The 26,703-nt window shown below is 50.6% G+C and carries 20 protein-coding genes; 12 read left to right on the forward strand and 8 right to left on the reverse strand.

The window, feature by feature from the left end; genetic code table 11:
• Nucleotides 1-87: 87 nt before the first annotated feature.
• The gene (locus A8O25_RS19170) at nucleotides 88-339 is read right to left on the reverse strand and encodes an Arm DNA-binding domain-containing protein (protein WP_066838461.1); all 252 of its coding nucleotides are present in this window, start codon (nucleotides 337-339) and stop codon (nucleotides 88-90) included.
• A 718-nt stretch (nucleotides 340-1,057) separates the two neighbouring features.
• Between A8O25_RS19170 and A8O25_RS19175 the strand changes: the two genes are divergently transcribed.
• The 4 genes from A8O25_RS19175 to A8O25_RS24145 all read left to right on the forward strand — a co-directional run bounded on the left by A8O25_RS19175 (nucleotide 1,058) and on the right by A8O25_RS24145 (nucleotide 11,032).
• Complete coding sequence (locus tag A8O25_RS19175; RefSeq protein WP_066838465.1) at nucleotides 1,058-6,829, forward strand: ice-binding family protein; 5,772 nt, start codon at nucleotides 1,058-1,060, stop codon at nucleotides 6,827-6,829.
• Nucleotides 6,830-6,854: 25 nt separating this feature from the next.
• Nucleotides 6,855-7,802, forward strand: coding sequence for a PorP/SprF family type IX secretion system membrane protein (locus A8O25_RS19180; RefSeq protein WP_066838468.1), 948 nt, complete (start codon nucleotides 6,855-6,857; stop codon nucleotides 7,800-7,802).
• A gap of 30 nt (nucleotides 7,803-7,832) precedes the next feature.
• Nucleotides 7,833-9,806, forward strand: coding sequence for an OmpA family protein (locus tag A8O25_RS19185; RefSeq protein ID WP_241499095.1), 1,974 nt, complete (start codon nucleotides 7,833-7,835; stop codon nucleotides 9,804-9,806).
• Between the two features lie 533 nt (nucleotides 9,807-10,339).
• Nucleotides 10,340-11,032, forward strand: coding sequence for a response regulator transcription factor (locus A8O25_RS24145; RefSeq protein WP_066838474.1), 693 nt, complete (start codon nucleotides 10,340-10,342; stop codon nucleotides 11,030-11,032).
• 266 nt (nucleotides 11,033-11,298) lie between these two features.
• On the opposite strand, the gene kynU is transcribed toward A8O25_RS24145, so the two are convergent.
• From kynU to A8O25_RS19205, 3 genes are all read right to left on the reverse strand, one after another.
• Nucleotides 11,299-12,570 carry a kynureninase gene (gene kynU / locus A8O25_RS19195; protein ID WP_066838479.1) on the reverse strand — a complete coding sequence of 424 codons (1,272 nt, stop codon included), beginning with the start codon at nucleotides 12,568-12,570 and terminating at the stop codon, nucleotides 11,299-11,301.
• A gap of 191 nt (nucleotides 12,571-12,761) precedes the next feature.
• A complete protein-coding gene (locus A8O25_RS19200; protein WP_066838482.1) occupies nucleotides 12,762-13,517 on the reverse strand; it encodes a hypothetical protein in 756 nt (251 codons plus the stop codon).
• Between the two features lie 55 nt (nucleotides 13,518-13,572).
• Nucleotides 13,573-14,610, reverse strand: a complete 1,038-nt coding sequence (locus A8O25_RS19205) for an amidohydrolase family protein (protein WP_066838485.1) — start codon at nucleotides 14,608-14,610, stop codon at nucleotides 13,573-13,575.
• A 254-nt stretch (nucleotides 14,611-14,864) separates the two neighbouring features.
• On the opposite strand from A8O25_RS19205, the gene A8O25_RS19210 reads away from it, so the two are divergent.
• From A8O25_RS19210 to A8O25_RS19225, 4 genes are all read left to right on the forward strand, one after another.
• Nucleotides 14,865-15,311, forward strand: coding sequence for a RidA family protein (locus A8O25_RS19210; protein WP_338152767.1), 447 nt, complete (start codon nucleotides 14,865-14,867; stop codon nucleotides 15,309-15,311).
• A 142-nt stretch (nucleotides 15,312-15,453) separates the two neighbouring features.
• Entirely contained in the window at nucleotides 15,454-16,449 is a 996-nt protein-coding gene (locus tag A8O25_RS19215) for a substrate-binding domain-containing protein (protein ID WP_066838489.1), read from the forward strand.
• Between the two features lie 291 nt (nucleotides 16,450-16,740).
• Nucleotides 16,741-17,598 carry an NAD(P)H-binding protein gene (locus A8O25_RS19220; protein ID WP_066838492.1) on the forward strand — a complete coding sequence of 286 codons (858 nt, stop codon included), beginning with the start codon at nucleotides 16,741-16,743 and terminating at the stop codon, nucleotides 17,596-17,598.
• 65 nt (nucleotides 17,599-17,663) lie between these two features.
• Nucleotides 17,664-18,392: a YebC/PmpR family DNA-binding transcriptional regulator gene (locus A8O25_RS19225; RefSeq protein ID WP_066838495.1), complete on the forward strand. Its 729-nt coding sequence runs from the start codon at nucleotides 17,664-17,666 to the stop codon at nucleotides 18,390-18,392.
• 116 nt (nucleotides 18,393-18,508) lie between these two features.
• On the opposite strand, the gene A8O25_RS19230 is transcribed toward A8O25_RS19225, so the two are convergent.
• From A8O25_RS19230 to A8O25_RS19240, 4 genes are all read right to left on the reverse strand, one after another.
• On the reverse strand, nucleotides 18,509-18,904 hold the full coding sequence (locus tag A8O25_RS19230) for a hypothetical protein (protein ID WP_066838498.1): 396 nt from the start codon (nucleotides 18,902-18,904) through the stop codon (nucleotides 18,509-18,511).
• A gap of 93 nt (nucleotides 18,905-18,997) precedes the next feature.
• Nucleotides 18,998-20,035 (reverse strand): hypothetical protein, encoded by a 1,038-nt coding sequence (locus A8O25_RS19235; protein WP_153042836.1) that lies wholly within the window; start codon nucleotides 20,033-20,035, stop codon nucleotides 18,998-19,000.
• Nucleotides 19,944-20,456 carry a class I SAM-dependent methyltransferase gene (locus A8O25_RS24405; protein WP_420911797.1) on the reverse strand — a complete coding sequence of 171 codons (513 nt, stop codon included), beginning with the start codon at nucleotides 20,454-20,456 and terminating at the stop codon, nucleotides 19,944-19,946. Before A8O25_RS24405 ends, A8O25_RS19235 begins: the two co-directional genes overlap by 92 nt.
• Before the next feature lie 60 nt (nucleotides 20,457-20,516).
• A complete protein-coding gene (locus tag A8O25_RS19240) occupies nucleotides 20,517-21,035 on the reverse strand; it encodes a 3-hydroxyanthranilate 3,4-dioxygenase (protein ID WP_066838503.1) in 519 nt (172 codons plus the stop codon).
• A 192-nt stretch (nucleotides 21,036-21,227) separates the two neighbouring features.
• On the opposite strand from A8O25_RS19240, the gene A8O25_RS19245 reads away from it, so the two are divergent.
• The 4 genes from A8O25_RS19245 to A8O25_RS19260 all read left to right on the forward strand — a co-directional run bounded on the left by A8O25_RS19245 (nucleotide 21,228) and on the right by A8O25_RS19260 (nucleotide 26,567).
• Nucleotides 21,228-22,016: an SDR family oxidoreductase gene (locus tag A8O25_RS19245; protein ID WP_066838506.1), complete on the forward strand. Its 789-nt coding sequence runs from the start codon at nucleotides 21,228-21,230 to the stop codon at nucleotides 22,014-22,016.
• Nucleotides 22,017-22,213: 197 nt separating this feature from the next.
• Complete coding sequence (locus A8O25_RS19250) at nucleotides 22,214-22,831, forward strand: glycosyltransferase (protein ID WP_338152768.1); 618 nt, start codon at nucleotides 22,214-22,216, stop codon at nucleotides 22,829-22,831.
• Nucleotides 22,828-25,113: a DUF6311 domain-containing protein gene (locus A8O25_RS19255; protein ID WP_066838514.1), complete on the forward strand. Its 2,286-nt coding sequence runs from the start codon at nucleotides 22,828-22,830 to the stop codon at nucleotides 25,111-25,113. Before A8O25_RS19250 ends, A8O25_RS19255 begins: the two co-directional genes overlap by 4 nt.
• 11 nt (nucleotides 25,114-25,124) lie before the next feature.
• Complete coding sequence (locus A8O25_RS19260; protein WP_066838517.1) at nucleotides 25,125-26,567, forward strand: aldehyde dehydrogenase; 1,443 nt, start codon at nucleotides 25,125-25,127, stop codon at nucleotides 26,565-26,567.
• Nucleotides 26,568-26,703 lie beyond the last annotated feature (136 nt).

Below are 26,703 nucleotides of genomic sequence, written 5' to 3' on the forward strand. Positions count from 1 at the left end.
TGAAACCAGGGCGCAGCACTGGCTTGCCCTGCATCTGCTAGCCTTTACAGCCTTGTTTATCCGAAAATTCAACCAAAATCAAAAACTCTAAACAGCTTCAAAGTCTAGAATGATCTTATTAGCGTCATTCATCATCTTTGTGATTTTGATGTTAAGCTCTACCTTATGCGGGTGTTTTTTTACTGGTCGTTGCTCATCTTCATCCCATAGCTCTTTGGAGCAAGAATAGTCTAGAGAAACATACTTGATTTTACGGTCTTTGATCAGACGAAGCATGATAGGATGTTCGCCGTTTTTGAGCACCTTGGAGGTGTAGAGTAGTACTTTTACAGAGGCCACGTTTGCTGATTTCTTGCTTGCTTAAACTAAGATTTGGTTTAAATATGGTTTAAACAAAAGTAAAAAACAATAGCAAAAACCCAACATCAACCAGAAGTAAATATTGCGCAAATTCCTTATTTACAATAATTAACAAAATATAAATTCTCAAACAAGAGAAGGGACTAATTGCTGTTAATCATGGGGTCCTTGGTTCGAGCCCAAGAGGGGGAGCAAAAAAGAGGCTAATCAGGAATGGTTAGCCTCTTCTTTTATTTTACACCTCCCCTACTCCTCAATCTCAGAATAAGGCTTAGGCTTAGTGCCTGGGCAAGTAAGGGCTTCTCCTTTAGGGGGCTGTTTTATTTGCAGCTACACCGGCCGCACCGCACGCTCTCTTTATCAACTTTTCTGGTACACTCCTGAAACTTTTCTTGCCGCATCTTCATTTGGGATTTACTGATTATTAAATTATTGCTAATCATAATCAAACAGCAAGCACATTACAAATTAAACACATATAGAACAATACCAATATTATATTTCATGAAATTCACTTCATTGCCTTCCATTTAGAGAAAGCCTTAGATCATGAAACGCATTCTCAAATAAAATATTTACCTTTCTTGAAAGTTAAAGGAGTTGACAGTAAACCATGTACCTCAACCTTATAGAAAGGAGGAATACAGGAATTTTTCTAGGCAACAAGAAATAAGTTTAAAAAACACCCGGCTCCTGCATGAAAAAAATTATACTTTATATTATACTTATACTAATCATTGATACTTCTGCCATTGCTCAGTCTATTCTCCCTGAGCTTGGCAAAGCAACCCCCTTTACTGTACTGGCTAAAACTGGGATCAACAGCATTGGCGACACCAAAATTAATGGCAACGTAGGCGTTTCACCAGGTACAGTTTTTACAGGTTTTCCCCAGGGCGTTATTAACGGCAGTACAGAAATCAACACTTCTGCCTCACAAGGGGCTATGGCTGATTTGTCAGCCAGCTACCATCAGATTTCAGCCCTGGCACCAACTTACCAGATGGCGGGGCAGGAGTTGGGGGGCAAAACGTTAAAACCGGGTATCTATCGGGTAGACAACCATACGCAGATCAACGGCACCTTAACATTAGACAACAATGGCAACCCCAACGCCGTGTTTATCTTCCAGATCAACGGCGATTTGACCGTAGGCAGCAACGCCCGCATCAGCTTTCTTGAAACTGCACAGCCTAAAGTCAAGAACGTTTTCTGGCAGGTGGCCGGTGAGGCCACGTTAGGCAACGGTACCACTTTCAGAGGCTCCCTTTTAGCACTTCAAAACATTACCGCCAGATCAGGGGCCACCGTATACGGCCGCCTTTTCTCTGTCTCTGGCAGCGTGGGCCTTACCAATAACATCATCACCATCCCTACTGATTTATCAGTAACGATCAAAAAGAGTGCAGGCAATGCGCAGGGAAATTATTTTGTTGGGGGCACCGTCACCTATACCATAACCGCTCACAATGCAGGCCCTATTGGCGAAAGCAATGTGAGGATCTTTGTCTTAAACTCCGGCCTTACCTACATTAGCTCAAAAGCTCCTCCCGGCTCTGCCTATGACCCGTCTGCGTCTCAATGGAGCATAAATTATTTTGGGGCAGGTGCCACTGCTACGTTAGAACTTACTACAGAGATCAACAACAACGCCACCGCCATTCTGCTGAACAGTGTAACAATCTTAGGCGATGGCCTGGACGAAAGCCGGGAGAACAATGAGCATTCAGTCTCTATCTGCGTAGCCCCGTCTGACCCGGGTGAAATTTCTGGCCCTGTCTCTGCCTGCGCGGGACAGGAAGTTGTTTTTAGTGTAACTCCCACCAAAGTTGCCTCCCAATACAACTGGACCTTCCCTCCCGGCTGGCAGATTGTGAGCGGCTCTAACGGTTCTACTATCGAGGTGATTGCCAGCACATCTGAGGGGGAAGTATCAGTGACCGCCCAAAATGTCTGCAGCGTAAGTGAACCCAGTACCAGGAAAGTCACCATTCCGGTAGCACCGTCCCTGGCTCCTGGCCCTATATCAGCCAGCTACGGATCTGCCAACCCATGTACTGGCAGAGCAGACGTCACCTATACAATTGCCCCTGTGACCGGGGCAGAATATTATGAATGGGCCGTTCCTGCTGGCTGGCAAATCATTTCAGGGGAAAAGAGCACCACCATCACCGTGCAAACCGGAAGTACAGCTGGCCAGGTAACCGTTAGGGCAGTCAATGCCTGCGGACCCAGCACCGCCGTTAACCTATCTGTGCAGCCGTCGGTGGCGGCTCCGGCTCCGCCAACGGCCATCTCAGGCAATCAGGCGCCCTGCGTAGGTGAAACAGTGGTGTATACTGCAAGTGGCAACCCTGAAAACACCTTCTATACCTGGAAATTCCCTCAAGGTTGGCAAGTCCTAGAAGGCGGAACGTCAAAAGCTGTCAAGGTGATAGTGGGAAGCGGTGCGGCCAACGTAGAGGCAGCAGCCATCAACGGCTGCGGCACCAGTACCCCTGTTACTTACCCGGTCAGCCCCATGGCCAAGCCTGAGCCAGCCTCTATTTCCGGAACCCTCCTGCCCTGCGCCTCTGCTGAAGGAACTACCTACACGTATTCAGTCACCCCCAAGTCTGCCTCAGATAGCTATTTCTGGAGAGTATCTGGCAATCTGGCGCTGGTAGAAGGACAAGGAACCTCTGAGGTAAAAATAAAAGTCACCACTGCCGTAGTATCCGGAACCATCTATGTGAGCGTGCTCAATAACTGCGGGCAAAGCGCTGAAAGCAGTATTACCGTCACCCCTACAACCAAACCTGCCCAGCCTTCTGCCATCAACAGCTCTGCTTTACAGCCTTGCGCTGGTGAAGAGAACCTGCAGTACAGTATCCCAGCTGTGCCAGGGGCTGTCTCCTATACCTGGACGTTACCGCCCGGCTGGGTACTAGTTGGCCCGGCAGACGGCACCTCTATCACAGTAAAAGCGGGCACGTCTTCTGGGACCGTGGCAGTTTCTGCAGTCAATGTCTGCGGTCCAGGCCCGGCGAGATCACTCTCGGTGTCTCCTTCCCTCAGCTCCCCCAACGCCCCTGTCAGTATTTCCGGTAATGTCTCCCCATGTGTGAACGCAAAGAATGTCACCTATTCTGTACAGGAGATACCCGGTGCAACTGAGTATGCCTGGCAGGTGCCTAATGGCTGGACCATCACCTCCGGAACAGGTTCCGCCACCATTCAAGTAACCGTGGGGAATAGCAGTGGCGAGATCAGAGTGACCAGTAAAAACAACTGTGGCAGCAGCCAGGCCACCACCCTGGCGGTAGCACCTGCTACGGCCGCCCCCCCGTCACCCGGGCCCATAACGGGTAACACGCTTGTCACCTGTATTAATGACGAGAAGACTGTTTATAGCATTTCAGAAGTCAGCGGGGCCACCAGGTATGAATGGGCAGTACCAGACGGTTGGTCCATCACAGATGGCCAAGGCACTCTTACCATTCAAGTAAAGGCAGGAACCAAGGCCGGCAATATAGCTGTCAAAGCCATAAACAGCTGTGGCCTCAGCGCCGCCAGCGTTTTAGCAGTGCAGTCTGGGGCACAGCCCCCCTCTGCCCCGGTTGCCATATCTGGCAGAAACAGTGTCTGCGCCCAGGAAGAAGAAATCATATATACTATCTCTGCGGTAAACGGGGCCACATCTTATGAGTGGAGTGTTTCAGGCGATTGGACCATCACTACCGGCCAGGGAACAACTTCTATCAAAGTGAAAGCTGGGGTAGGCCCCTCAACCATTTCTGTCATTGCTAGAAATAACTGCGGAGCCAGCCAGGCCACCGCCCTGGCTGTGCGTACCAGCACGGCATTACCCGCCACACCTGGCCCTATTTCAGAAACAGGTAGTCTCTGCACCGGCAACATCAAGGTAGAGTATAGGATAGCCCCTGTAGCGGGAGCTTTTTCTTACAGCTGGTCAGTACCTAATGGCTGGACTTTTACCCAGTCTTCTGACGGCACTTCCATTTTAGTGACAGTTGGCAGCGCAAGCGGGAAGATCAAAGTAACAGCTGTCAATGGGTGTGGCCAAAGCAGCGGAAGTGAAATCAATGTAAGCCCTACCAACGCCCCCCCGGGTACACCAACGTCTATAGTAGCAGGCTCCGCTTCTGTTTGCGCCAAAGAGAAAGGCCTTACTTATTTTATTGCACTGGTCCCTGGAGCAACCACCTATACCTGGTCCGTTCCTTCTGATTGGGAAATTACCTCTGGCCAGGGCAGCAATATCATTACCGTTACCGCGGGTAAGGCCTCGGGCGAAATAGCAGTAGTTGCCCAAAACACCTGTGGCGCGAGCCCTGCCAGCACCTTATTCGTAAAAGCCAACCAGGCTCCAGCCGCCCCGGGCCCAATCATTGGGGAAAAAGAAGCCTGCTCCGGAGGCAGGGACAACACTTACTCTGTTGCAGAAGTACCGGGTGCCACCACCTATGAATGGACAGTGCCCACCGGCTGGACCATTACCTCTCCCGCTACTAGCTCCTCCATCACCGTGAGGGCCGGTACAGCAGAAGGCGAGATTTCAGTAAAAGCCATTAACAGCTGCGGCAGCAGCACAGCTACGGTGTTGAAAGTGTCCTCTTCTACCACTGCCCCACCCGCTCCAATTGCTATCCATGGAACCACTACTGTTTGTATAGGCTCCACTACCCTTCTACAGTATAAAGTCGAGTCTCCTGATAATACCTCCTCGTCCTACTTCTGGACGCTGTCTGCCGGTTGGGATATTGAATCTGGCCAGGGAACCAACACCATCACCGTGAAGCCCCCCAAAACAGCAGGAACCGTTTCTGTCGCAGCTAAAAACGGCTGCGGCGTCAGCGCCTCTACCTCGCTGTCAGTAGCCATGGTGAGCAAAATACCAGCCACCCCCGGTACCATTTCAGGATTGGCTCAGGTTTGCAGCAATACCAAAGATGTCCTTTTCAGCATCAGCACCATGAACGGCGTGAGCCATTACCAGTGGGAGGTGCCCCAAGGGTGGTCCATCACAGAGGGGCAAGGCACTACTGCCATAAAAGTAACAGCCGGTTCTGCCGGGGGAGAGGTAAGGGTGACTGCCGTCAACGGCTGCGGAACCAGCGCTGCCAGAACCAAAACAGTAACCACCATTCCTATTCCGGCTACACCGGGACAAATCAAAGGAACTGCCTACCAATGCGCAGGCGCTACTAAGATTTCTTATTCCATTGACGCCGTACCAGGGGCTACTTCTTATCAGTGGAAGGTGCCGGCAGACTGGAAAATAACTACCGGCCAAGGGAGCGTCTCTGTGCAGGTGACCGTGGGTAAAACTTCAGGAGAGTTGAGTGTGGTGGCTGTGAATAAATGCGGCACCAGTGAGGCCGGCACATTGGCTGTCTTTTCTTCTACTGCCACCTCCTCAGCACCAGGAAAAATCACCCCAGAGGGCGCAGCCGTTCTCTGTGCCGGGCAAACCAATTTAAAGTACAGCATTCTGCCGGTTCCATCCGCCAGTTCCTATCTGTGGGAGGTGCCTGACGGCTGGGAGATTACCAAAGGCCAGGGAACCTCTGCCGTTGAGGTCAAAGCAGGCCCCACTTCTGGCGAGGTGTCAGTTAAGGTCATCAACGGCTGCGGTGAAAGCTCGCCAAGTGTGTTGGCTGTCAACATTGACAAATCAACCCCTCTACAACTTAGCGCCATTACCGGGCAGGCAGACGTGTGCTCCTCCCAAAAAGGGCTTTCTTACTCAGTACCGGCAGTTGCGGGTGTCAATACCTATCACTGGACTGTTCCAGACGGCTGGTCTATTACCTCTGGCCAGGGCACAAATACCGTTGTCGTTACAGCTGGAAGCGAAGGGGGTAGCCTGCAGGTGGCGGCCTCAAACAATTGCCACGCTGCCAGCGCCCGGTTCACATCAACGGTCTCGGCTACCCCGGCAGCACCAGTGGTGATCCTTGATGAAAGCAACCCGTGCACGGGACTGCAATACTCCATAGCGGCTGTCCCGGGTGCTACTTCTTATACCTGGTCAGTACCGGCGGGGTGGAGCATTTCCAGTGGCCAGGGCTCTACCGCCATCAAGGTGGCGGCCCCAGCCGGAAGCCAGGCAGGAACCATTCATGTGGTAGCCAACAATGCCAGCACCACCGCCTGCTCAAGTGCCGCCACTGCCCTGCTCGCAGACCCTGCCAAGGCTCAGGCTGATTTAGAGTTTGCCAACGCCCTTTCGCCTAACGGCGATCGCCTCAATGATACCTGGAAAATCAGGAACATAGAAAACTACCAAGAGAATGACCTGGTCATCATCAACCGCTGGGGGGCTGAAGTCTACCGGCAGAAAGGGTACCGCAACAACTGGGATGGAGGGAGCCTAAGTGAGGGGACCTACTTCTATGTGCTTAAAGTGAAATTATGTGATGGGGTCACCAAGACCTATCAGGGGTATGTGATGATTGTCAGGTAAACGTGAGGCTTGTGCAGTAAGTGATATGAAGAAAATAGTTTTACCCTTTCTGTTATTGTGGGCGCTTTCTTCTGCGGCGCAGCAGAGTGCCTCGTACACCCAGTATATTTTCAATGGCCTGGTGATCAACCCTGCCTATGCTGGTAGCAAAGGGGTTCTCAATGTAACCGGCTTGTTTAGAAGCCAGTGGAGTGGCTTAGAAGGCGCCCCCCATACCCAGACCCTGGCGGTAGACGGCACCCTCCTGAACCAGAGAATAGGGCTGGGCCTTCAGCTCATGAATGACGAGTTGGGGGCGCAGGGACAAAGAACCATCAATGTAAGTTCTGCGGTCAGAATCAAACTAGGGGAGAAAACGCGTCTGTCCGTAGGCCTTTCAGGCGGAGTTTCCCAATTTTCTATAGACGGCACTAAAATCAGGTTAATTGACCCGGAGCCGGATGCCGCTATTCCGGCTACCAAAGAGAGTGTCTTTCTGCCTGATGTCAAAGCGGGCATCTTCTTCAACACAGAGCGCTACTTTTTAGGGATTTCAGCTTCTAACCTGATCACAGGGAGCAACAGGATTGCCTATACACCGGCCAGGCACTATTTCCTTACCTCGGGCTATGTGTTTGACCTGGGCTCTCTGCTTAAATTCAAGCCAAGCTTTCTGGTGAAAGAAGATCTGAAAAGCCCCACCAATATTGATTTGAATGCCTTCTTTCTAATTGGTGACCGGCTCTGGCTGGGCGGCACATACCGCATGGCTTTGAAAGTGTTTAACACATCCAGATACCAGGCGTTAGAACTTGAAAACATGAATGCCTGGGCATTGATGGCAGAGGTGTATGTGACCCCTAAAATCAAAGTGGGCTACTCAAATGACATGACCTTGACCAGCCTGCAGGGGCATGCCAGCCATGAACTATCTGTAGGCTTCTTTTTCTTCAGAGATGCAGATTCCCCGTCGTTAACCATTCGCCACTTCTAAAATAGTTTAGAAGGGACTAGAGATTTTACCATGCGTGCCAAAGTTTTAGTTCTTTATATGTTCCTGCCCTTCCTGCTGCTTTCTTCTATAGCCGTTTTGGCACAGAAGCAGCAGAAGATAGCAGACACCCACTACCAGAAGCTAGAGTTTGCCCTAGCCATTGAGGCTTACAAAAAGGTACTCCAAACCCAGGAACCCACTCTCCCCATTATTGCCAGAATTGCTGATTCATACCGGCGGCTCAACAATTCAAAAGAAGCTGAGTTCTGGTATGCCCAGATGATGGCGTTTCCAGACTATGATCCCCAGAGTCTGAAACATTATGCAGATGCGGCCCGCATGAACGGCAATTATGAAAAGGCGAAGAACCTCTACCTCACCTATGCCGAGCAGGTACCTTCTGCCACCCCAGAGGCCATGCAGCTGATTGCCACCTCTGTCAACGCCCAGCTTTGGATGGGGAACCCCCAACCGTTCCGGGTAGAGAAGGCGCCCGGCTTGAATTCTGAGAACTCTGACTTTAGCCCCGCGCTGTTTCAAGATGGCCTTGTGTTCACGTCAGACCGGGTTGACAGCAAGAACAATAAGAACGTGCTGGGTTGGACGGGCAGACCAAACTCAATCTTATACTACAGTAAAAAAGAAGCAGCTGGTTTCAGCCCGGCTACCCCTCTGCCCTCCCCTATTCACAGTGACCACCAAAACGGGTCTGCGGCCTTCTCCCCAGATGGCAACACCATCTACTTTACCAGAATCAACCAGTTGAAGAAGCAAGGCAAAAGCGTCAACACAGACCCGTTTAGCTGGGTCAAGTTCTCAGTGCCTGAAAATGTAAACCGCCTGGAGATTTTCATTTCCCAGAGGAAAGGGAACGGCTGGAGTGAGCCTCAGCCGTTCCCCTACAACAACCCCGGCACCTATTCTATTGGGCACCCCGCGGTATCTAAATCAGGCGACACCCTTTATTTCTCCTCAGACATGCCTGGCACGCTTGGCGAATCTGACATCTTCTACAGCGTCAGGAAAAGTGACAACTCCTGGTCAAAACCCGTCAACCTGGGGGCCGGCATCAACACCCCGGGCAAAGAGGTATTTCCGGTGGTGGCACCCTCTGGCAAACTTTATTTTTCCTCAGAAGGGCACCAAGGCATGGGCGGCCTGGACATTTTCTCTGCGGCAGGGTCTGGCACTGTCTGGAAGAAGGTCCAGAACCTTAAATACCCTCTCAATTCACCGGGTGATGATTTCGGGATTGTGTTTGAGACAACAGACGCAGGCTACCTTTCTTCTAACCGGGAAAGCTCAGACGGGACAGATGACATTTACACCTTCCAGTACCAGCCAATTCCATGCAAACTGGCAGGCAGGTCTTTTGAGAAGACGGAAACAAGGCCCGGCGTGTATGAAGAAATACCCGTTGGCAACGTGCTGCTGCAGCTTTACCTGCCAAATGACTCTGTGGTGGCCACTACATATTCAGATGCCGCCGGCAACTTCACGTTTGACATTCTGGATGGGGTCACCTACAGCATCAAAGCCACCAAACCAGATTACCTGACCCGTTCTGCGGCAGTAACCCCCACCTGTGAGTCTATAGTAGACATGGTGCGGTTAGGCCTGGCCCTGAACAGGAGCACACCCAACAAGCCAATTCTGGTGGAGAACATCTACTATGACCTGAACAAATCAGATATTCGGCCTGAGGCGGCCTTAGAGTTAGACAAACTGGTGCAAACGTTAAAAGACAACCCCAAGATCAGCATTGAGCTTAGTTCCCACACAGACAGCCGCCAGACGGCCGCCTACAACAAAATACTCTCCCAGTTACGCGCCCAAACAGCAGTGAATTATATCATCTCAAAAGGAATAGACGCCACCCGGGTAGTAGCAAAAGGCTATGGTGAGACAAAGCTGCTTAACCGCTGCAAAGACGGGGTGCCCTGCTCTGAAGAAGAGCATCAGGTAAACCGCCGCACAGAGTTTAAAATTTTGAAGCGGAAATAGATTCCTCGTTTTTGTATTGCAGAACACGGGTGAACAAAGACGCGGGTGCATCAACGCATTTACAGCCTGTTTTCAGAAAAGAAGGCCATGAACGCAAGTGGCCACCTTCCAGAGTTTTGCTTTCGTAACAGGTAATTCTGCTTGTACACCTCAGCGGCAGGTCTATGCCCCGTTCACTAAAAAGGTTCAATCCCTTTTCAGGATAAGTAATGGGCCTTTGCAGCAGGCAGTTTTTTTGAGCTGTTCAGCGTTTCGCCCGTATCTCTCTGAAAGGGCCTATAAGGCGCAGGCATCTGCCTGTGCCCCTGTTTTAGGGCTACTTTTCAGAAAACAGCCCTAAAACAGGGGGTTAGTCTAGCCTTACCGCACAAACTCACGCCTGCGCGCTGGAGTAAACAGAAACCTCTGAACAGCTTCATGACTCCCGTTCCTCCTTCACTACTTAAAACTGATTACTTAAAAATAAGTAGCTACATAGACTTGACTATTTAACATAGTTCTGCTTTCTTGGGACTCACGTTGTTGAAAAACACATGGAGAACCTCCTAGACTCAGACCTTGACCACCGCGTGGCAGAGAAGGTTGCTGAGATTGCTAAAATTGCAGACCAGATACCGGGCGTAGTGATCATCCATAACCTGAAAAAGAACCTTGCGGTGGAATACATGTCGCAGCGCGGGTTAAATAAGCTGGGGATCACCTTAGAAGAGCTGAAAGAGATGGGGCCAGATTACCATCTGCGCTTCTTTAACCCGGAAGAGACCGGTGACTATATTCCCAAGCTCATTTGCGGCCTCTTAGAACGGAACGATGAACAGGAAGTTATCTCCTTCTTTCAGCAGGTGCGTTTTCATGGCAGTGAGGTGTGGCACTGGCACCTGAGCACCCTCAAGATTCTGATGAAAGATGATCAGAACCAGCCCCTGCTCACCATCACCATTGCCCTCTTAATTGACCCCATGCGCCATATTACCGCCAAGGTGAGCAGGCTGTTAGATGAGAATACCTTTCTCAGGCAGAATTACCAGCGCTATGCTCAACTAGGCAGCCGGGAGCGGGAAGTGTTAAAGCTGGTTGTGTTAGGCAAAAGTTCGGTTGAGATTGCCCAGGAGCTCTTTATCTCAGAGAAGACCGTGAACACCCACCGCCGCAACATCAAACTGAAGTTGAATGCCAACACAAGCTATGACCTGTCTCAGTATGCCATGGCCTTTGATTTGATTTAAGAACATGTTGAAAGGCGGGTTTCCATGCTGGCAAGAAGAAAAGCATAGAACGGGCCGCAGCCTAGTTGCCCGTGAATACAACTTAACAGCAGCAGCCTGTTGCAACAGTGGGCGCTTCAGTCTTTTATTTCTGAGACCGCTTTTGCTAGAACAGCCGTTTATCAACAACGGGGGCCGCAGCCTCCTTCCTTGTTTTCGGCCTGTTTTTCTAAAAACAGCAAAACAGGAAAAGCCTCTCTATCACCTTTTCAAAAAAGCCCTGTGGCTCACCCCTGAAAATGCGCCGCCAGAAACTGGCCAAACCGGTAGACATCTTCAAAGGTGTTGTACAACGGCGTAGGTGCTACCCTGATTACATTGGGTTCGCGCCAGTCCAGGATGAAGCCGTTGGCCATGAGGGTGTCAAACAGCTGCCGCCCGTTTTTATTCACCAGCAAAGACAGCTGGCAACCCCGTGCGGCGGGGTCTGCGGGCGTAATGATTTCCAGCTGGTCTTTGGGTTGGTGCAGGCCGTTTATCAGGAACTCCAGATAGCCCGTCAATTTTTCGCTTTTGGCTCTCAGGTTCTCTATACCGGCTTCGTCAAAAATAGCGAGGCTGGCTTTGTGCACCGCCATGGGCAAGATTTGGGCGTTGGAAAGCTGCCAGCCCTCGGCCCCGGGCATGGGAATGAAGCCTTTCTGCATCTTGAACCGAACGCGCTGGTCATGGCCCCACCAACCGGCAAACCGCGGCAGCTCCGGGTTCTGCGCGTGGCGCTCGTGCACAAACACACCAGACGTTCCGCCGGGGCCGGAGTTCAGATATTTATAGGTGCACCACACGGCAAAATCAACGTCCCAGTCATGCAGCTGCATGGGCACGTTCCCTGCGGCGTGCGCCAGGTCAAAACCGCAGATCGCGCCTACTTCATGCGCCGTCTGCGTGATAGCCGCCATGTCAAACACCTGGCCGGTGTAGTAATGCAGCCCGCCCATGAGCACCAGCGCAATTTCATTCCCGTTGTCTTTGATGGCCTGCAGAATGTCTTCGGTACGCCAGGTGTGCTCGCCTTCGCGCGGCGCGATTTCAATGATGGCGTCTTCGGGTGCGTAGCCGTGGAATTTCACCTGACTTTCCAGCGCGTACTGGTCACTGGGGAACGCCCCGGCCTCGGTGAGAATCTTGTACCGCTGGCCTTGCGGCCGATAAAACGACACCAGCATGAGGTGCAGGTTCACGGTGAGCTGGTTCATGATGACCACTTCTTCGGGCTTGGCTCCTACCAGTTTTGCGGTGGGCGCGGCCAGCGTTTTGTGGTATGTGAACCATGGGTCATCACCGGTGAAATGGCCTTCCACGCCCAACTCGGCCCATTTGGTCATTTCCTCTTCCAGCGCAGCGCGGGCAGACTTGGGTTGCAGGCCCAGGGAGTTTCCGCAGAGGTACACGGTGTCTTGGCCGTTGTGCTGCGGAATATGGAAATGTTCTCTGAAGTAACGAAGCTCATCTGCGTGGTCTTGCGTTTGCGCGTAGGCGAGGGTATTTTGGAAGGACATGGAACTAGTTGCTAAACTGGTAAAATGGTTGGCGAATTTACCTAACAGATGTTCGACCACCATACACTTTTACCTGAAACTCTCCAGATTCAGGTTTGTTTCCGTTTCTGGGCTCGTTTTTGGGAGTTAGGGTAAAAACAGGAGGTGGTTTAAAGGTAATAATATTGTTGTGTTGAAATCCAAATACTTATTTAATTCCACATTCTGAGAATAAAAGGTTTTAATATCTCTAAATCTCCATTTACATACTGAAGTGGAATTTCAATTTGGCTACTAAATTTTACATTCTTATCTATTTCACTATTTCTAAATGACAATATTTTAGCAGAGACTATTTTCCCAAATCTTGTTACAACTCGAACTTTTGTTTCAGGGCAGTAGTACCCATTCCTTTCTTCGTATTGCAAAGCTTCAGCTTTGACTTCATTTTTCAACTCTTCTGATGATAATTCAACTTCGAAAGTTCTTTCAGGTGCTTCTGCAAAAAGAACTTTGTATGTATTGCCACTATCGAAATAATACCAACAGTTGATTTCTTCTGTTGTAGGCTTATAGGCATATGAACCAATACCTATAGAAATAAACAAAGGAACCAAAAGAAGCTTTTTAGCAAGATTATTTATCAATTTAAACTCAGCATTCGTTGAAAAATAAACTCCTAAACTTAAAAGAAGCGGAATAAAACCTATTATCATTCTTCCGTAATTACTTGCATCAAAGAATATTACAAATCCAATTGTCTCTGCACTAAAAACAATCCAAAGGCAAGCTGAAATTAAAAAAAATGAGTCAGCTCTTTTATGTTCGCCAATTCCAATAACTAAAGCAACACCAGTTATTAATGTTAAGAACGGAAAGTGAAGCCCATCAGAAAAAAGTTTCACTCCTATACTTAGAACTCCCCAAATTAACAGCAAAGTTGAAAAGGTATATTTAAGAATTTTCATTTCTATTAATGCATATGTAAATACACCTTTCCGGCAGAATGGAATACTAACTCTATCACTTTCCTTTCCCCACCAGAAACCGCTCCTTCTCCAGCCCCAGCCATTGCAGCGCAGAACCACTCAAGAGCATTTCCTTCACATGGTCTGGGTACGGCATTGATTCAATGAGTTTGCCCGGTTCTTCTTCGCCCAGCGGGAACGGATAATCTGAGCCCAGCGCCACCTTGTCGGCACCAAACTGTTTCACCACATAGTCCAGCGTGTTGGGGCAATGCACCAAAGAGTCAATCCAGAACTTGCCCAGGTAGCTTTCCGGTTTGACGGGGTTGTCTACGGCGCAGAGGTCGGGGCGTACGTCAAAGCCGTGCTGAATGCGGCCGATGGTGAACGGGAAAGAGCCTCCGCCGTGGGCGAACGCCAGCCTTAGATGGGGCAACCGCTCCAGCACCCCGCCAAAGATGAGGGAGCAGATGGCGCGCGATGTCTCGGCGGGCATGCCCACCAGCCACGGAAGCCAGTATTTGCGCATCTTCTTTTCGCCCATCATGTCCCAGGGGTGCACAAAAATGGCGGCACCTAGCTCAGCGGCGGCTTCAAAGATGGGGAACAGGCTGGGGTCATCTAAATTAGTGTCGTTCACGTTGGAGCCAATCTGTACGCCAGCCATACCCAGCTCTTTCATGCACCGTTCCAACTCCTTAACGGCTAAATTGGTGTCTTGCATGGGCAGCGTGCCCAGCCCCACAAACCGGTGGGGGTAGTCTGCCACCACGCCCGCAATATGGTCATTGAGCAACTGGCTTAAGTCATAGGTGTGTTCGGGCTTGGCCCAGTAGCTGAACATGACGGGCACTGTACTCAAAACCTGCACCTGCACGCCGTGGCGGCTACACTCTTGCATGCGCACCTGCGGGTCCCAACTGTTGTCCTGGATTTCCCTGAAAAAGCGGTCGTCTTTCATCATGCGGGCGCAGCAGGGCTTGTGGTGCTCCAGCCGTATAAAGCCGCCGTACCCGTAGCGTTCGCGCAAATCTGGCCATTTCTCGGGCAAGATGTGGGTGTGAATGTCAATCTTGAGCGGGTGCGGGTGCATGGTCTACCTACGGTCGGTTTTGGCAATCTGATGCTCAAATTAAGAAATTCCTACCAACTATTTGTTTTGTTTTTACGGCGGCCTCTCTTCACCTGTGTTTTTGAGCTGTTTTCTAAAAACCAGCTCAAAAACAGAACGTCAGGCACCTGGGCCCCAAGCTACTGCTGCACCACCAGCAGGCACCTATTCACCGCCAGCACCAACCTAAAAACCTACTGCCGAACGCGTTGTTCAGAATAAGATTTAAAAAGAGCTTGCCTCACTACCGGGGAGTTCCTACTATTGCGGCGTATCAACTCAACCTCCCAAATGTCTTCTGTTACCCGTCAATTATTCTCCTCTGGCGCCCCCTGGGAAACTACCGTGGCTACTCCCGCGCCGTACGAGTTGGACCGCTGCTGGAAGTGGCCGGCACCACCGCCGTAGAAAACGGACAAGTGGTAGGCCCCGGCAATGCCTACGCCCAAACCAAATGTATTCTGCAGAAAATAGACCGCGTGTTGCAGGAAGCAGGGGCTTCACTAGCAGACGTGGTACGTACCCGTATGTTTGTCACAGATATTAGCCAGTGGGAGGAAGTAGGCCGCGCCCATGGCGAATTCTTTAAAGACATACGGCCCGCAACCTCTATGATTGAAGTAAAGGGCCTCATTGCCCCAGAGCTGCTGGTAGAAATAGAGGTAACCGCCTATTGCCCATAACGTTCTGTTTCAGGGCTGTTTTCAGGAAAACAGCCCTGAAACAGGTTTCGCCCTTGGCTGGAGCGCAATTCAGCCCGCAAACTGGAATTGTTCTAAAGACAAGGCTTATCTTTGCGGCTTCTTTACTCGTACATAAGGCGCTATGGAAAGGACAAAGAACCTGCTTTTTATACTTTACCTCTTCCCCTTCTTCCTCCTGGCGGGGTGTGACTCCAGCTCAAATACCAGAACAGAGCAAAGCACCCTGCGGCAGCTCAAAGTAGCCTTCGTGCCAAAATCCTCAGAGTTCCATTACTGGAAGAATGTACGTTCAGGGGCGGTGAAGGCGGCCAAAGACTTAGATGTAAAGCTCTTCTGGCGGGACCCTTTCCATGAAGACAACGTGGTTACCCAGATTGACCTGGTCTACAGCTTCTTAGAAATACAGGTAGATGCCATTGTGCTGGCGCCCATAGATCTCATAAGCCTGGTAGAACCTTCTGCCGCTGTGCTGAATGAGCAGAAACCGCTGGTGATTGTCAACACTGAGCTGGGCAATGTTGACTACACCAGTTTTGTAGGCACAGACAACATCAAGCTGGGGAGAACCTGCGCCACCCAAATGGGCAAGATGCTGAAGGGCACCGGCAAAGTGCTGCTGCAGCGGTTCAGGAAAGGAAGCATCACCACCCGGCAGCGGGAACAGGCCTTTCAAGAGACACTGGCAAAAGACTTTCCTCAAATTGAGGTCATCACCTCAGATGAATACCCCCAGGCTAAACCCGGAGAAGCCGTTAGGGCCAGCCTCGCCTTTTTAGCTGACCACCCAGATGCCACTGGCGTCTACACCTCTTCTGAGGTCACCACAGACAACATGCTGCAGGCCATTAAACAGAAACAGCTCAAAGGCAAAGTTACTTTTATTGGCACCAACGTCAATGACTCTATCGCAGCGGGCCTGGCTCAAGGCTATGTTCAAGGCCTTGCCCTCCAGGACCCGTACCAGATAGGCTATGAAAGCATAGAGGCCGCCGTGACCGCCGCCAAAGGCAAGCCAGTCAAGAAACGCATAGAAACCGAAACCTACTTTATCCAGGCCGAAAACCTGAAGGACCCCAAGATCAAAAGCCTCCTGTACAGCAGCGAAACCCTCCCCTAGCCCCCGTCCCCCCGTTGGGTTCCTATTTTTTAAGTGGTCTAGAACCTTGAAAGAGGGTCTCTCCGCAAAATTCCTTTATTCTGTTTTTGGCCTGTTTTTCTGAAAACAGGCCAAAAACAGAAGCCGGGTTTTCACCTGCCCTTTCTCTGGCTGGGCTTTAGAAGGCTTTACAGGCATTAGAGCTGAAAACTGCGGCTTCGGCAATAAAAGAGCACTAAGTTTTAAAACCTCACAATGATTCCCTAAATTGGTTGAGCCGGGCTCTGTCTGGTCCCTCAATTTGGCTTGCCTATGGAAACCGTACTTGTCTTGGGTGGCACCGGCGCGCTGGGCTCCTGCATTCTGGAAGCCCTGAAACAGCAGCACTACCGCGTGCGCGCCACCGCCCGTACCGCCCTCAAAGCCCAGCAGCTGCAGCCCAGCGTGCACGAGGTGGTGGTGTGTGACCCAACACAGCCCCAGACGCTCACCCCCCAGCTGGTGCAGGGGGTAGACTTCATCATTTCAGCGTTGGGCAAGAGCCTGAGTTTGACAGACCGCAGCAAAACCACGTTTCAGCAGGTAGACTTTGAAGGGAACCTGAACGTGCTCCGGCTCGCCGAACAGCACGGGCGCATCAAAAAGTTTGTGTACGTGAGCGCTTTCAGCGGAGAGAAACACCCCAACGTGGCGTATTTCAAGGCCCATGAAGATTTCGCGCGGGTGCTGCAGCAAAGCCAGATCACTTCTGCCGTCATCAAGCCACCGGCCCTGTTTTCGGCATTCTTAAGTCTGGTGCCCCTCGCCCGCAAGGGCCAACTGGCCTCTCTGGGGCCCGGCAACCGCCGCACCAACCCCATTCATGAGCAGGAAGTGGCGGAGGCCTGCGTACAGGCGCTCACCCAACCCCGGCCGGTGGTGGAACTGGGCGGACCCGTCAACTATACCCGCAAAGAACTGGTAGAGCTGGTGAACGGCCGCCTGGGCCCTTCCCGGCTCACGCCGCAGGTGCCGTACTGGCTGGTACACTCGCTGCTGCCGGTGGTGCGGCTGGTGAACCGCTCTTTGTATGAGAAAGCCGCCTTCTTTGTAGAGGTGACCAAAGCAGACTGCGTGGCCCCCGCCGTAGGCCACCGCCGGCTGGAAGATTATTTAGCTGAGCATGTGTAGAATCCTAGTTGGGGCATACGCCGTTTTTCCCGATATTTGCGTAACTCGTTTAAGACGTATACCACATGGGAAGAGCATTTGAGTTCCGGAAAGCCCGGAAGATGAAACGCTGGGATATGATGTCCAAGCAGTTCACCCGCATAGGGAAAGAGATTGTGATGGCCGTGAAATCTGGCGGTCCTGACCCCAACACCAATGCCCGTCTGCGCGTGTGCATTCAGAACGCCAAAGGGGTGAACATGCCCAAAGACCGCGTGGAAGCCGCCATTAAACGCGCCCAGGGCAAAGACGAAGCAGATTACTCTGAGGTAGTGTATGAAGGTTATGGCCCCCATGGCGTGGCCGTGCTGGTAGAGACCGCCACTGACAACGTGAACCGCACCGTGGCCAATGTGCGCATGCACTTTAACCGCACCGGCGGCGAGCTGGGCCGCACCGGCCAGTTTGACTTCATCTTTGAGCGCAAAGGCGTGTTCCACCTAGACGCTGAAGGCCTGGACCTGGAGGAACTGGAGCTGGATTTGATTGACTTCGGGCTGGAGAGCATTGACAAAGACGAGGAGGAAAACGAAATCATTATCCAGACCTCGTTTGGTGATTTTGGCGCCATGCAGAAAGCCCTGGAGGAGCGCGGCCTCAACGTGAAAAGCTCTGAACTGCAGCGTTACCCAACGGTTCTGAAAGAACTCACGCCTGAGCAGCAGGAAGACATGGAAAAACTGATTGACCGCCTGGAGGAAGATGATGACGTGCAGGCGGTGTACCACAACATGAAAGAAGACGCAGGAGAATAAGTCTGTTTTCGGGCTGTTTTCAGAAAAACAGCCCGAAAACAGACATCAAACCCAACCGCCCCGCTTTCTCTGGCAGAAGGCGGGGCGGTTATATTAAAGAACGATATATAGGCTGATTATTTCCCCAGCATCCAGTCCAGGGCGTCTTTCTTCTTCACAAAGTAGTTGGCGGCAAACGTACTCTTTTCTTTGCCCCGCACCATGATGGTGGTAATGGCCAGGTGGCTGTTCAGATCCTCAGGTATCACCAGCGCCACTTTCTTAACGCCCAGTTCAGACAGCCGCGGCAGCAGCACCTCACTGCTCCATTTTTGATCAGCGGGTTGAATCTCACCTATGCGGCTGGAGTTGGCCAGCCAGTACTTCAGCTTTTTTTGGGCCACCAGTTCCATGCAGTAGGTCACCGCTTCCCTAAACTGGGCAGACGTGAACGTGCCGTCCCAGTCCATGGTGATGACCGAGGTAAGTTCGTCTACTTCAATATGCAGGAAAGGGAATTCTCTGTAGGACACAGGTTTGTTCTCAATTTATATTAAAAATAGCATCATCTAGAATTAATCTTTTTAGCAATTATTTCAAATGATTTTTAAACAAACTAATACGGTTTAGAAGGGAGGAGTCATTTCATTTTCTTCAAAGGGTTCTAAATTATACCCCAAAAGTTTTGCCTTAGCTTTATACATATCAAGTGTTCTTTGAATCCCCTTAAGTTTCTCCTTGTGATGGTTGTAGCTATATAATAAATCATCAATATTGTTAATAAAGTAAAATCCAGTTGTAGTTGACCCAATTAAGCCAGCCCTTTTTAAAGGAATTGTTACTTTATTTCTAATATTATTTTCAGACAAGTAAATTTGGTTATCATATAGAAAACTAGAAATACTTTTCAACCCTTTAGCATTATACTTTCCCCTTGCTTCTCGCTTCAAGTATTCAAACACTAAACTTTGAAACTTTTGTCTATTATCAATCAAAAATCCCGAAAAAGCATTTTTTTTCTCACTCTTTGTTATGATACCAATATTACTTTTGATATCATCTTCAGCCTTAGTATAAATTTTCTTCTGATAATTATCAGCCAAATCCTTATCATCAGTTGCTAAGAATATATATCCTTTCCACAGTATAGTATTAGTTTGTATCCATGGATTAGAATTAGAGTTAGGGTGCAACTGATTATAGATTAACCAATTTTCATAAGAACTAATAGTGAATTTTACTATTGGATTTAAGAGTTCATTATCTCCTTCTTTTTTTAAAAGGTCTTTAATCTTTTTCTCAAGAATATCTTTTGCATCATCTATTATATCCCAATCTATATCATTTGGTATTTCGCCTTCTATTAACTGAGTATTCTCAAATGCATATTGCTCAAGCCCAAGATAGTTTTTCTTATTAAGTTTAATTTCATCTATATTATTATATTTCACAAGTTTAAACTTCATTAGACTTGTAAGATGGTTGTAAAAATCATCGCCATAGTCATGCTGCGAAAGCCTGCTACATAAAGACAGACCATTAATCTGCGCTCTTAGCGAATCAATATCTACTTTATTTGGTAACATGTATTGTGATTCTCCTGTTTGGTTTTGTCTCAATTCCAGTTGACGTCCTAAAAAGATAGCCTGTATATTCAGTAGCACAATCTATCGTATCTTCTTGCATACTTAATACAACCGAATTAGAAGTAAAATTTTGCAACCTTCTATTGACTCTGGTTGGGCTACAGTATTTATTGGTATGATGACATAAGATAATTAATTTTCCATTATCTTTAGACACCCTCACCAATTCTTGAATTAGAATTTGTGACTGGATTTCATCATCAAATCCATATCCATAAGGATTGCACATAATAACATGGTCAAACCTATCATTCGTCCATGGCAATTTGTGCACATCGCAGAAATAATCGATAGAGCAATTTGCACATGTCTTTTTAAGCTCCTTATCTAAATCTGTTAGGTAACACTCGGAGAAGAAAATTTTTCCAAAATTTCCACAACCTGCCCCTACTTCTAAATTTAGAATAGATTTATCATCTACGAAAAATTCCCTCAACATTCTTATTTATGAGTTAAATGATATTAATTTTCAATATTTTTTTTGTTAAATATACAGTAATTAATCAGGTTTCTCCATCACCTGGCCGCAGTTGCTGCAGGTGCGCCTCTCTTCTGATGCCCAGAAGGCATCCATGACCACGGGCAGCTGGCCTACAATGTCAGAGACGGGAATATACTCTTCATATAGTTTGGTGTGGCAGTTCTCGCAGTACCACTGAAAGCCGTCCAGTTCGCTTTCATCGCGGTAGCGCTCCATGACCAGGCCCACGGTGTTGGGGCCGCGGCGCGGAGAGTGGGGCACATTGGGCGGCAGCAGGAAAATACTGCCCTCTTTGATGTGGATGTCTTTAAACTCGCCTTCGTCTATCACCTTGAGTACTATGTCACCCTCCAGCTGAAAGAAGAATTCCTCGCCGTTGTTCACGTGGTAGTCTTTGCGCGAGTTGGGTCCGCCCACCACCATCACAATAAAGTCTTTGTTGTCTTTGTACACCTGCTGGTTGCCCACCGGCGGCTTGAGCAGGTGGCGGTGTTCGTCTATCCATTGCTTAAAGTTGAAGGCAGGTTGTAAGGCCATGGCAGTACAGCGTTGAAGTGAAAGAATAGGCTCCCCGCACAAGAGAGCCGCCCCAAGGTACGAAACCGCGCGCAGAAAAGATAAACCTGTTTCTGGCCTGTTTTCTGGAAAACAGCCTTAAAACGCAGCAGCAGGCGGGTAAACCGCTTCTGCACATTGATTTCTGCGCGGCTATCCTGTACTTTTACTCTTATGGATTTAAATATACGGCACAAGCACGCCCTTGTCTGCGGCAGCACCCAAGGGATAGGCAAGGCCTGTGCGCTGGAACTGGCGCTACTGGGTGCCAACGTTACGTTAGTAGCCCGTCATGAGGAGCGGCTGCAGCACACCCTGCGCCAGCTTGACACCTCTGCCGGACAGCAGCACCATTATGTAGTGGCAGACTTCACCCGCCCCTCTCAAGTGCAGGAACAGATAGAGAAGCACCTGCAGCGGGTGGGCCAGGCCCATATCCTGGTGAACAACACCGGTGGCCCGGCTGGCGGCCCGGCTATTGACGCCCGTGCAGATGAGTTTGAGAAAGCCTTTGCCGCCCACCTTCTCTGCAACCATGTGCTGGTGCAGGCGGTGGTCCCTTACATGAAAGAAGCTGCCTACGGGCGCATCATCAATATTATTTCTACTTCGGTAAAGCAACCAATTAAGGGGCTGGGGGTCTCTAATACGATACGGGGCGCGGTGGCCAACTGGGCCAAGACCCTTTCTTTTGAACTGGCGGCGTTTGGTATCACGGTGAACAATGTTTTACCCGGCGCCACCATCACCGCCCGCCATCATTCCCTGATTGAGAGCAAGATGCAGAAAACCGGCCTTTCCCGGGAGGAAATTGAAAAAGAGATGAAGGAAGGAATACCGGCCAACCGGTTTGCAGAGCCAGAGGAAGTAGCCGCCGCCGCGGCCTTTCTGGCCTCACCTGCGGCAGCCTATATCAACGGCATTAACCTGCCGGTAGACGGCGGCCGGCTGGGGAATCTGTAAACGTGTCCCAAGCTCGCTCCGCCAGAGAACAGCGTTATAAATTATTTTTATGCTACAATTTTATACTGTATTAGATGCCCCCCTCTTCTCTTGACCTGGTGGTACCGTGTTACAACCCCAGTGCCGGGTGGGCGGTTCAGATGACACAAAACATGCAGAAGCTCCAGACGCTTCTTTAAGGCATAGACTTACACCTTATTTTGGTGAATGACGGCTCTAGCCGTGGCGTTCAACCTTCTGATATTCAATACCTGCAGGAACATCTGCCTTCTTTCACCTACCTCTCTTATGAGGTAAACCAAGGCAAGGGCTTTGCCCTGCGCACCGGTGTTGCCCACAGCACCAGCCCTTTGTGCCTCTACACTGATATTGATTTCCCTTATGAGGAGACAAGTATGGCCCGGGTTTACCAGACCTTAGCCCACGGAAATGTAGACATTGCCATTGGCATAAGAGACGCAGACTATTACGCCCAGGTGCCCCCCAGCCGCACTAAAATTTCTAAATTACTAAAGCGGCTCACCAGAAACTTTTTACGGCTCCCCATCAATGACACCCAGTGTGGGCTCAAAGGTTTTAACCAGAAAGGAAGACAGCTCTTTTTAGAGACCCAGATCAACCGGTACTTGTTTGACCTTGAATTTATTTACCTGGGATCTAAGCTCGCCCAAGAGGTAGTGATGGTTCCCATAGAAGTGGCCTTGAAGCCAGAGATTGTCTTCTCCAAAATGAACTTCAAGATACTGTTGCAGGAAAGTTACAGCTTCTTAAAAATCTTCTTCACCTCTTCTTCCCAAAGGTTTAAATCTAAATGAAAACCAATACAAAAGCACTTCTTGGCTTGCTAATAGGCACCGTTGCCCTCTTATACCTCTTTTGGGGATCCACCTTGTTTGATGCCCGGTTAAACATGTTTGGGTTTGGCGGTGATGGAACAAAGAACTACTACACCTTTCTTTATTACCTGAAAGCCGACAACGGCACCCATTTCTCCGGCATGAATTACCCTTACGGTGACCATGTGGTGTTTACTGACAATCAGCCAATAGTCGCTTTCATCTCCAAGTGGTGGCACAACCATGTCTCGCCGGTGTATCCGGGGGGCTTGGCGGTGATTAACGGGCTAATGATCTGGAGTGTGGTTCCCACGGTGCTGCTCCTCTTTCTTTTACTGCGCAGGAGCCTCCTCTCTGTACCGGTTGCCGCAGTGGCAGCTTTGGCTATTGCTTTCCTTTCTCCCCAGCACATCAGGCTGGGAGCCCATTACGCCTTAGCGTACTCTTTTGTGATCCCGCTGCACTGGTATTTGCTGGTGCGCATGCAGGAAAGCAGGAGGCACCGGCTCTCCTGGACTATTGCCCTCACGGCGGCGGCCTGTTTTACAGGGCTGCTCCACCCGTACTACCTGGCCATGCACGCCCTCTTCCTGCTATCTTACGCCGTAGTGGTCTTTCTTTACCGGAGGAGGTCAGCGGGGCGTTTGGTGCTCTTGACCGTGGCAGCAGCACTTCTGCCTATTCTGCTTTTCAAGACGTGGCTGTCTCTCACAGACATTATCACTGACCGGCCTGACACTCCCAATGGCTTTTTTGGGGGAAGGGCCAACGTACAGGGCGTGCTGCTCCCTTCTATGGGGTCTGTACATGAATGGATTCAGCATTATCTTGTTCAGCTGACCAGCTACAGCGTGGAGACGTTTGTGTACATTGGCCTGGCCGGCAGTCTCTGCATTCTGCTCACACTCGTCAAGTTCAGTAAGGGAATCAAGAACAGGAAACGGAAACGTCTCTTTACCCCTACCCTGCCAGCCCCTCTGCAGTTCACCGTGGGGGCCAGCATCCTGGTACTGCTATTCGCCTTTGCCATTCCGCTTAAGTTTTTTTCTGCCGCTATCCTGGATTACCTCCCGCTGGTGAAACAGTTCAGGGCCATTTCCCGCTTCGCCTGGATTTTCTACTACATCATAGCCGTCTATGGGGCCTTTTACTTCTACCGTCTCTACCGCCTGTGGCGTATGAAGGGTGCCCGGGTGAAGGCTTACGCTCTGGTGGCGGCCATTTTCCTGTTCTGGGGGTTTGAAGCCTGGGATTACTACGGCCGCCTGACTCCCAACCTGCGCAACCAGCTAGGGAAGGATTTCATTTCGTCAGAAACCGAGAGCTTTGTAGATTACCTGCACACGGCCGGCGTTTCACCGGCAGACTTTCAGGCCATAGTGCCCCTGCCCTACTACACGGCCGGCTCTGAGAAGTTTGAAATCAATCACGGTCTTTCTGTTGACCGCAGCATGCAGGCCTCCTTGCACACAGGGTTGCCCATCACAGCCTTCATGATGTCGCGCACCTCGTTAGACCAGTCAATGCAGCAGATGCAGCTCCTAAGCAGTGATCTCATCACCAAAGAACTGCTTCCCCACCTCCCCAACAGAAAGCCTCTTCTGCTGGTGGTGGTGCCAGACAGCCTGAACCCAAGTGAAAAACGTCTAATGCAGAAGGGGCAAAAACTCTTCTCCAATGCCAGCATCAGCCTTTACTCCCTTTCCTTAGATTCTTTGGCGGCTACTGAGAAACCAAAGGCGGCAGCCTTCTTCGCCCAGAACAAAGCCCAACTGCATCAGCAGGGCAGTTTGTACTTAACACAAGACCGCAACGATTATCTGTTGAGAGACTTTACAGACCAGCCCGCCGAGGCAGAGGGATTCCATGATGCGGGAGCTGCGCTGGTGCCCAGAAAAGGGTATCAGATCTTATTGGATTCCTTGCCCCATGCCAATGACACCACCCTCTATGAAGTCTCTCTCTGGGTTAATCTCAAAAATGCCCAGGACGCGCCTTCTATGGCGTGCTTTGTGATGAAGCAGGATTGGGAAGTAATGGCCAACCAGGAAGTCAGTGCTAAAACCAGCTCTGAAATAGTGGGCAGTTGGGTAAGGCTCAGCACCCAGGTACCTGTCAAACCCGGCCAGAAACTGGAGGTCAGGGTAAACGGCAGAGGGGCAACCGCAGACCATTTCATGGTAAAACCGGCCTCCCTTGACATCTACCGGTACACCCCAAAAGGAAAACTGCTCAAAAACAACTATCTTTTGCAGGACTAGGCATTACCCGTATGCTCCACCTGCAGAACTTCCTCAACGGCACCTTCGCCCCACCGGCCTCTGGCAAATACCTGCCCAACAGCAATCCGGCCACGGCCGAAGTGTTTTCCCAGATTCCTGATTCTGATGAGCAGGACGTACAGGAGGCGGTGAGGGCAGCCCGGCAGGCGTTCCCGGCGTGGTCAAACCTGTCCGCTGAAAAGCGGGGAAGGCACCTGATGCGGCTGTCTGCGTTGATTGACCAGAACCTGGAGCGTCTGGCAGAGGCTGAAACAACTGACAATGGCAAGCCGCTTACGCTTTCCAGGACCATGGACATTCCCAGGGCCAGCAGCAACCTGCACTTCTTCGGGACGGGTATCCAGCACTTTGCGTCTGAGTCGCATTTCATGGAGGGCGTGGCGGTGAACTACACCGTGCGGCGGCCGCTGGGCGTTGTGGCCTGTATTTCCCCGTGGAACCTGCCGTTGTACCTGTTCACCTGGAAAATTGCCCCCGCCCTGGCCGCCGGAAACTGTGTGGTGGCCAAGCCTTCTGAAATCACCCCGTACACCGCCCATCTACTGGCCGAACTCTGCGTGGAGGCCGGTCTCCCCGCGGGTGTGCTGAACATAGTGCACGGCACCGGTGCCAAGGTGGGGGCGGCCCTGGTAGAACATCCAGACGTCAAAGCCATCTCCTTTACCGGCGGCACCCAAACCGGTAAAACCATTGCCCGTACGGCGGCGCCCATGTTCAAAAAACTTTCCCTGGAACTGGGCGGCAAGAACGCCACCGTCATCTTTGCTGATTGCGACTTTGAAAAAACCGTAGCTACCGCCGTGCAGGCCGCCTTCGCCAACCAAGGGCAAATCTGCCTCTGCGGCTCCAGAATCTTGATAGAACGCCAGCTGTATGAAATATTCAAAGCCGCTTTTCTGGAAAAAGTAAACGCTTTAAAGGTAGGTGACCCGCTGGAAGAAGAAACGAACATAGGTGCTTTGGTCTCTGAGCAGCACCTGCAGAAAGTGCAGCAGTACATCGCCCTGGCCAAAGAGGAAGGCGGCACGCTGCTCACCGGCGGCGGGCGGGTTCACCTAGATGGCCACTGCGCCAACGGTTATTTCCTACAGCCTACTGTCTTTGAAAACCTTCCCCACACCTGCCGCACCAACACAGAGGAAATCTTCGGGCCGGTGGTCACGTTGATGCCGTTTGACTCTGAAGAAGATGCCGTTCACTTCGCCAACTATACAGAATACGGGCTCGCTGCCTCGGTCTGGACCCAAGACTTAACGCGGGCCCACCGTGTGGCCCATGCCCTGCACGCTGGTATTGTATGGGTAAACACGTGGCTGCTCCGGGATTTACGCACGCCGTTTGGCGGCATGAAACAGAGCGGCGTAGGCCGGGAAGGCGGCTGGGAAGCGCTGCGGTTTTTCACGGAGCCCCAGAATGTGTGCGTAAAGCTGTAGTTCAAGGAGTGACTGCGTGATGGATCAAAGAAGGTAATGGTGGGGTTGAGATATGAAGATATGGGAATGAGGAAATGAGAAAATGCTGTTTTTGGCCTGTTTTGGCCAAAACAGCAAAAAAACGCAAACTGTGGGG

It is taken from the genome of Rufibacter ruber (assembly GCF_001647275.1).
Taxonomy (GTDB): Bacteria; Bacteroidota; Bacteroidia; order Cytophagales; family Hymenobacteraceae; genus Nibribacter; species Nibribacter ruber_C.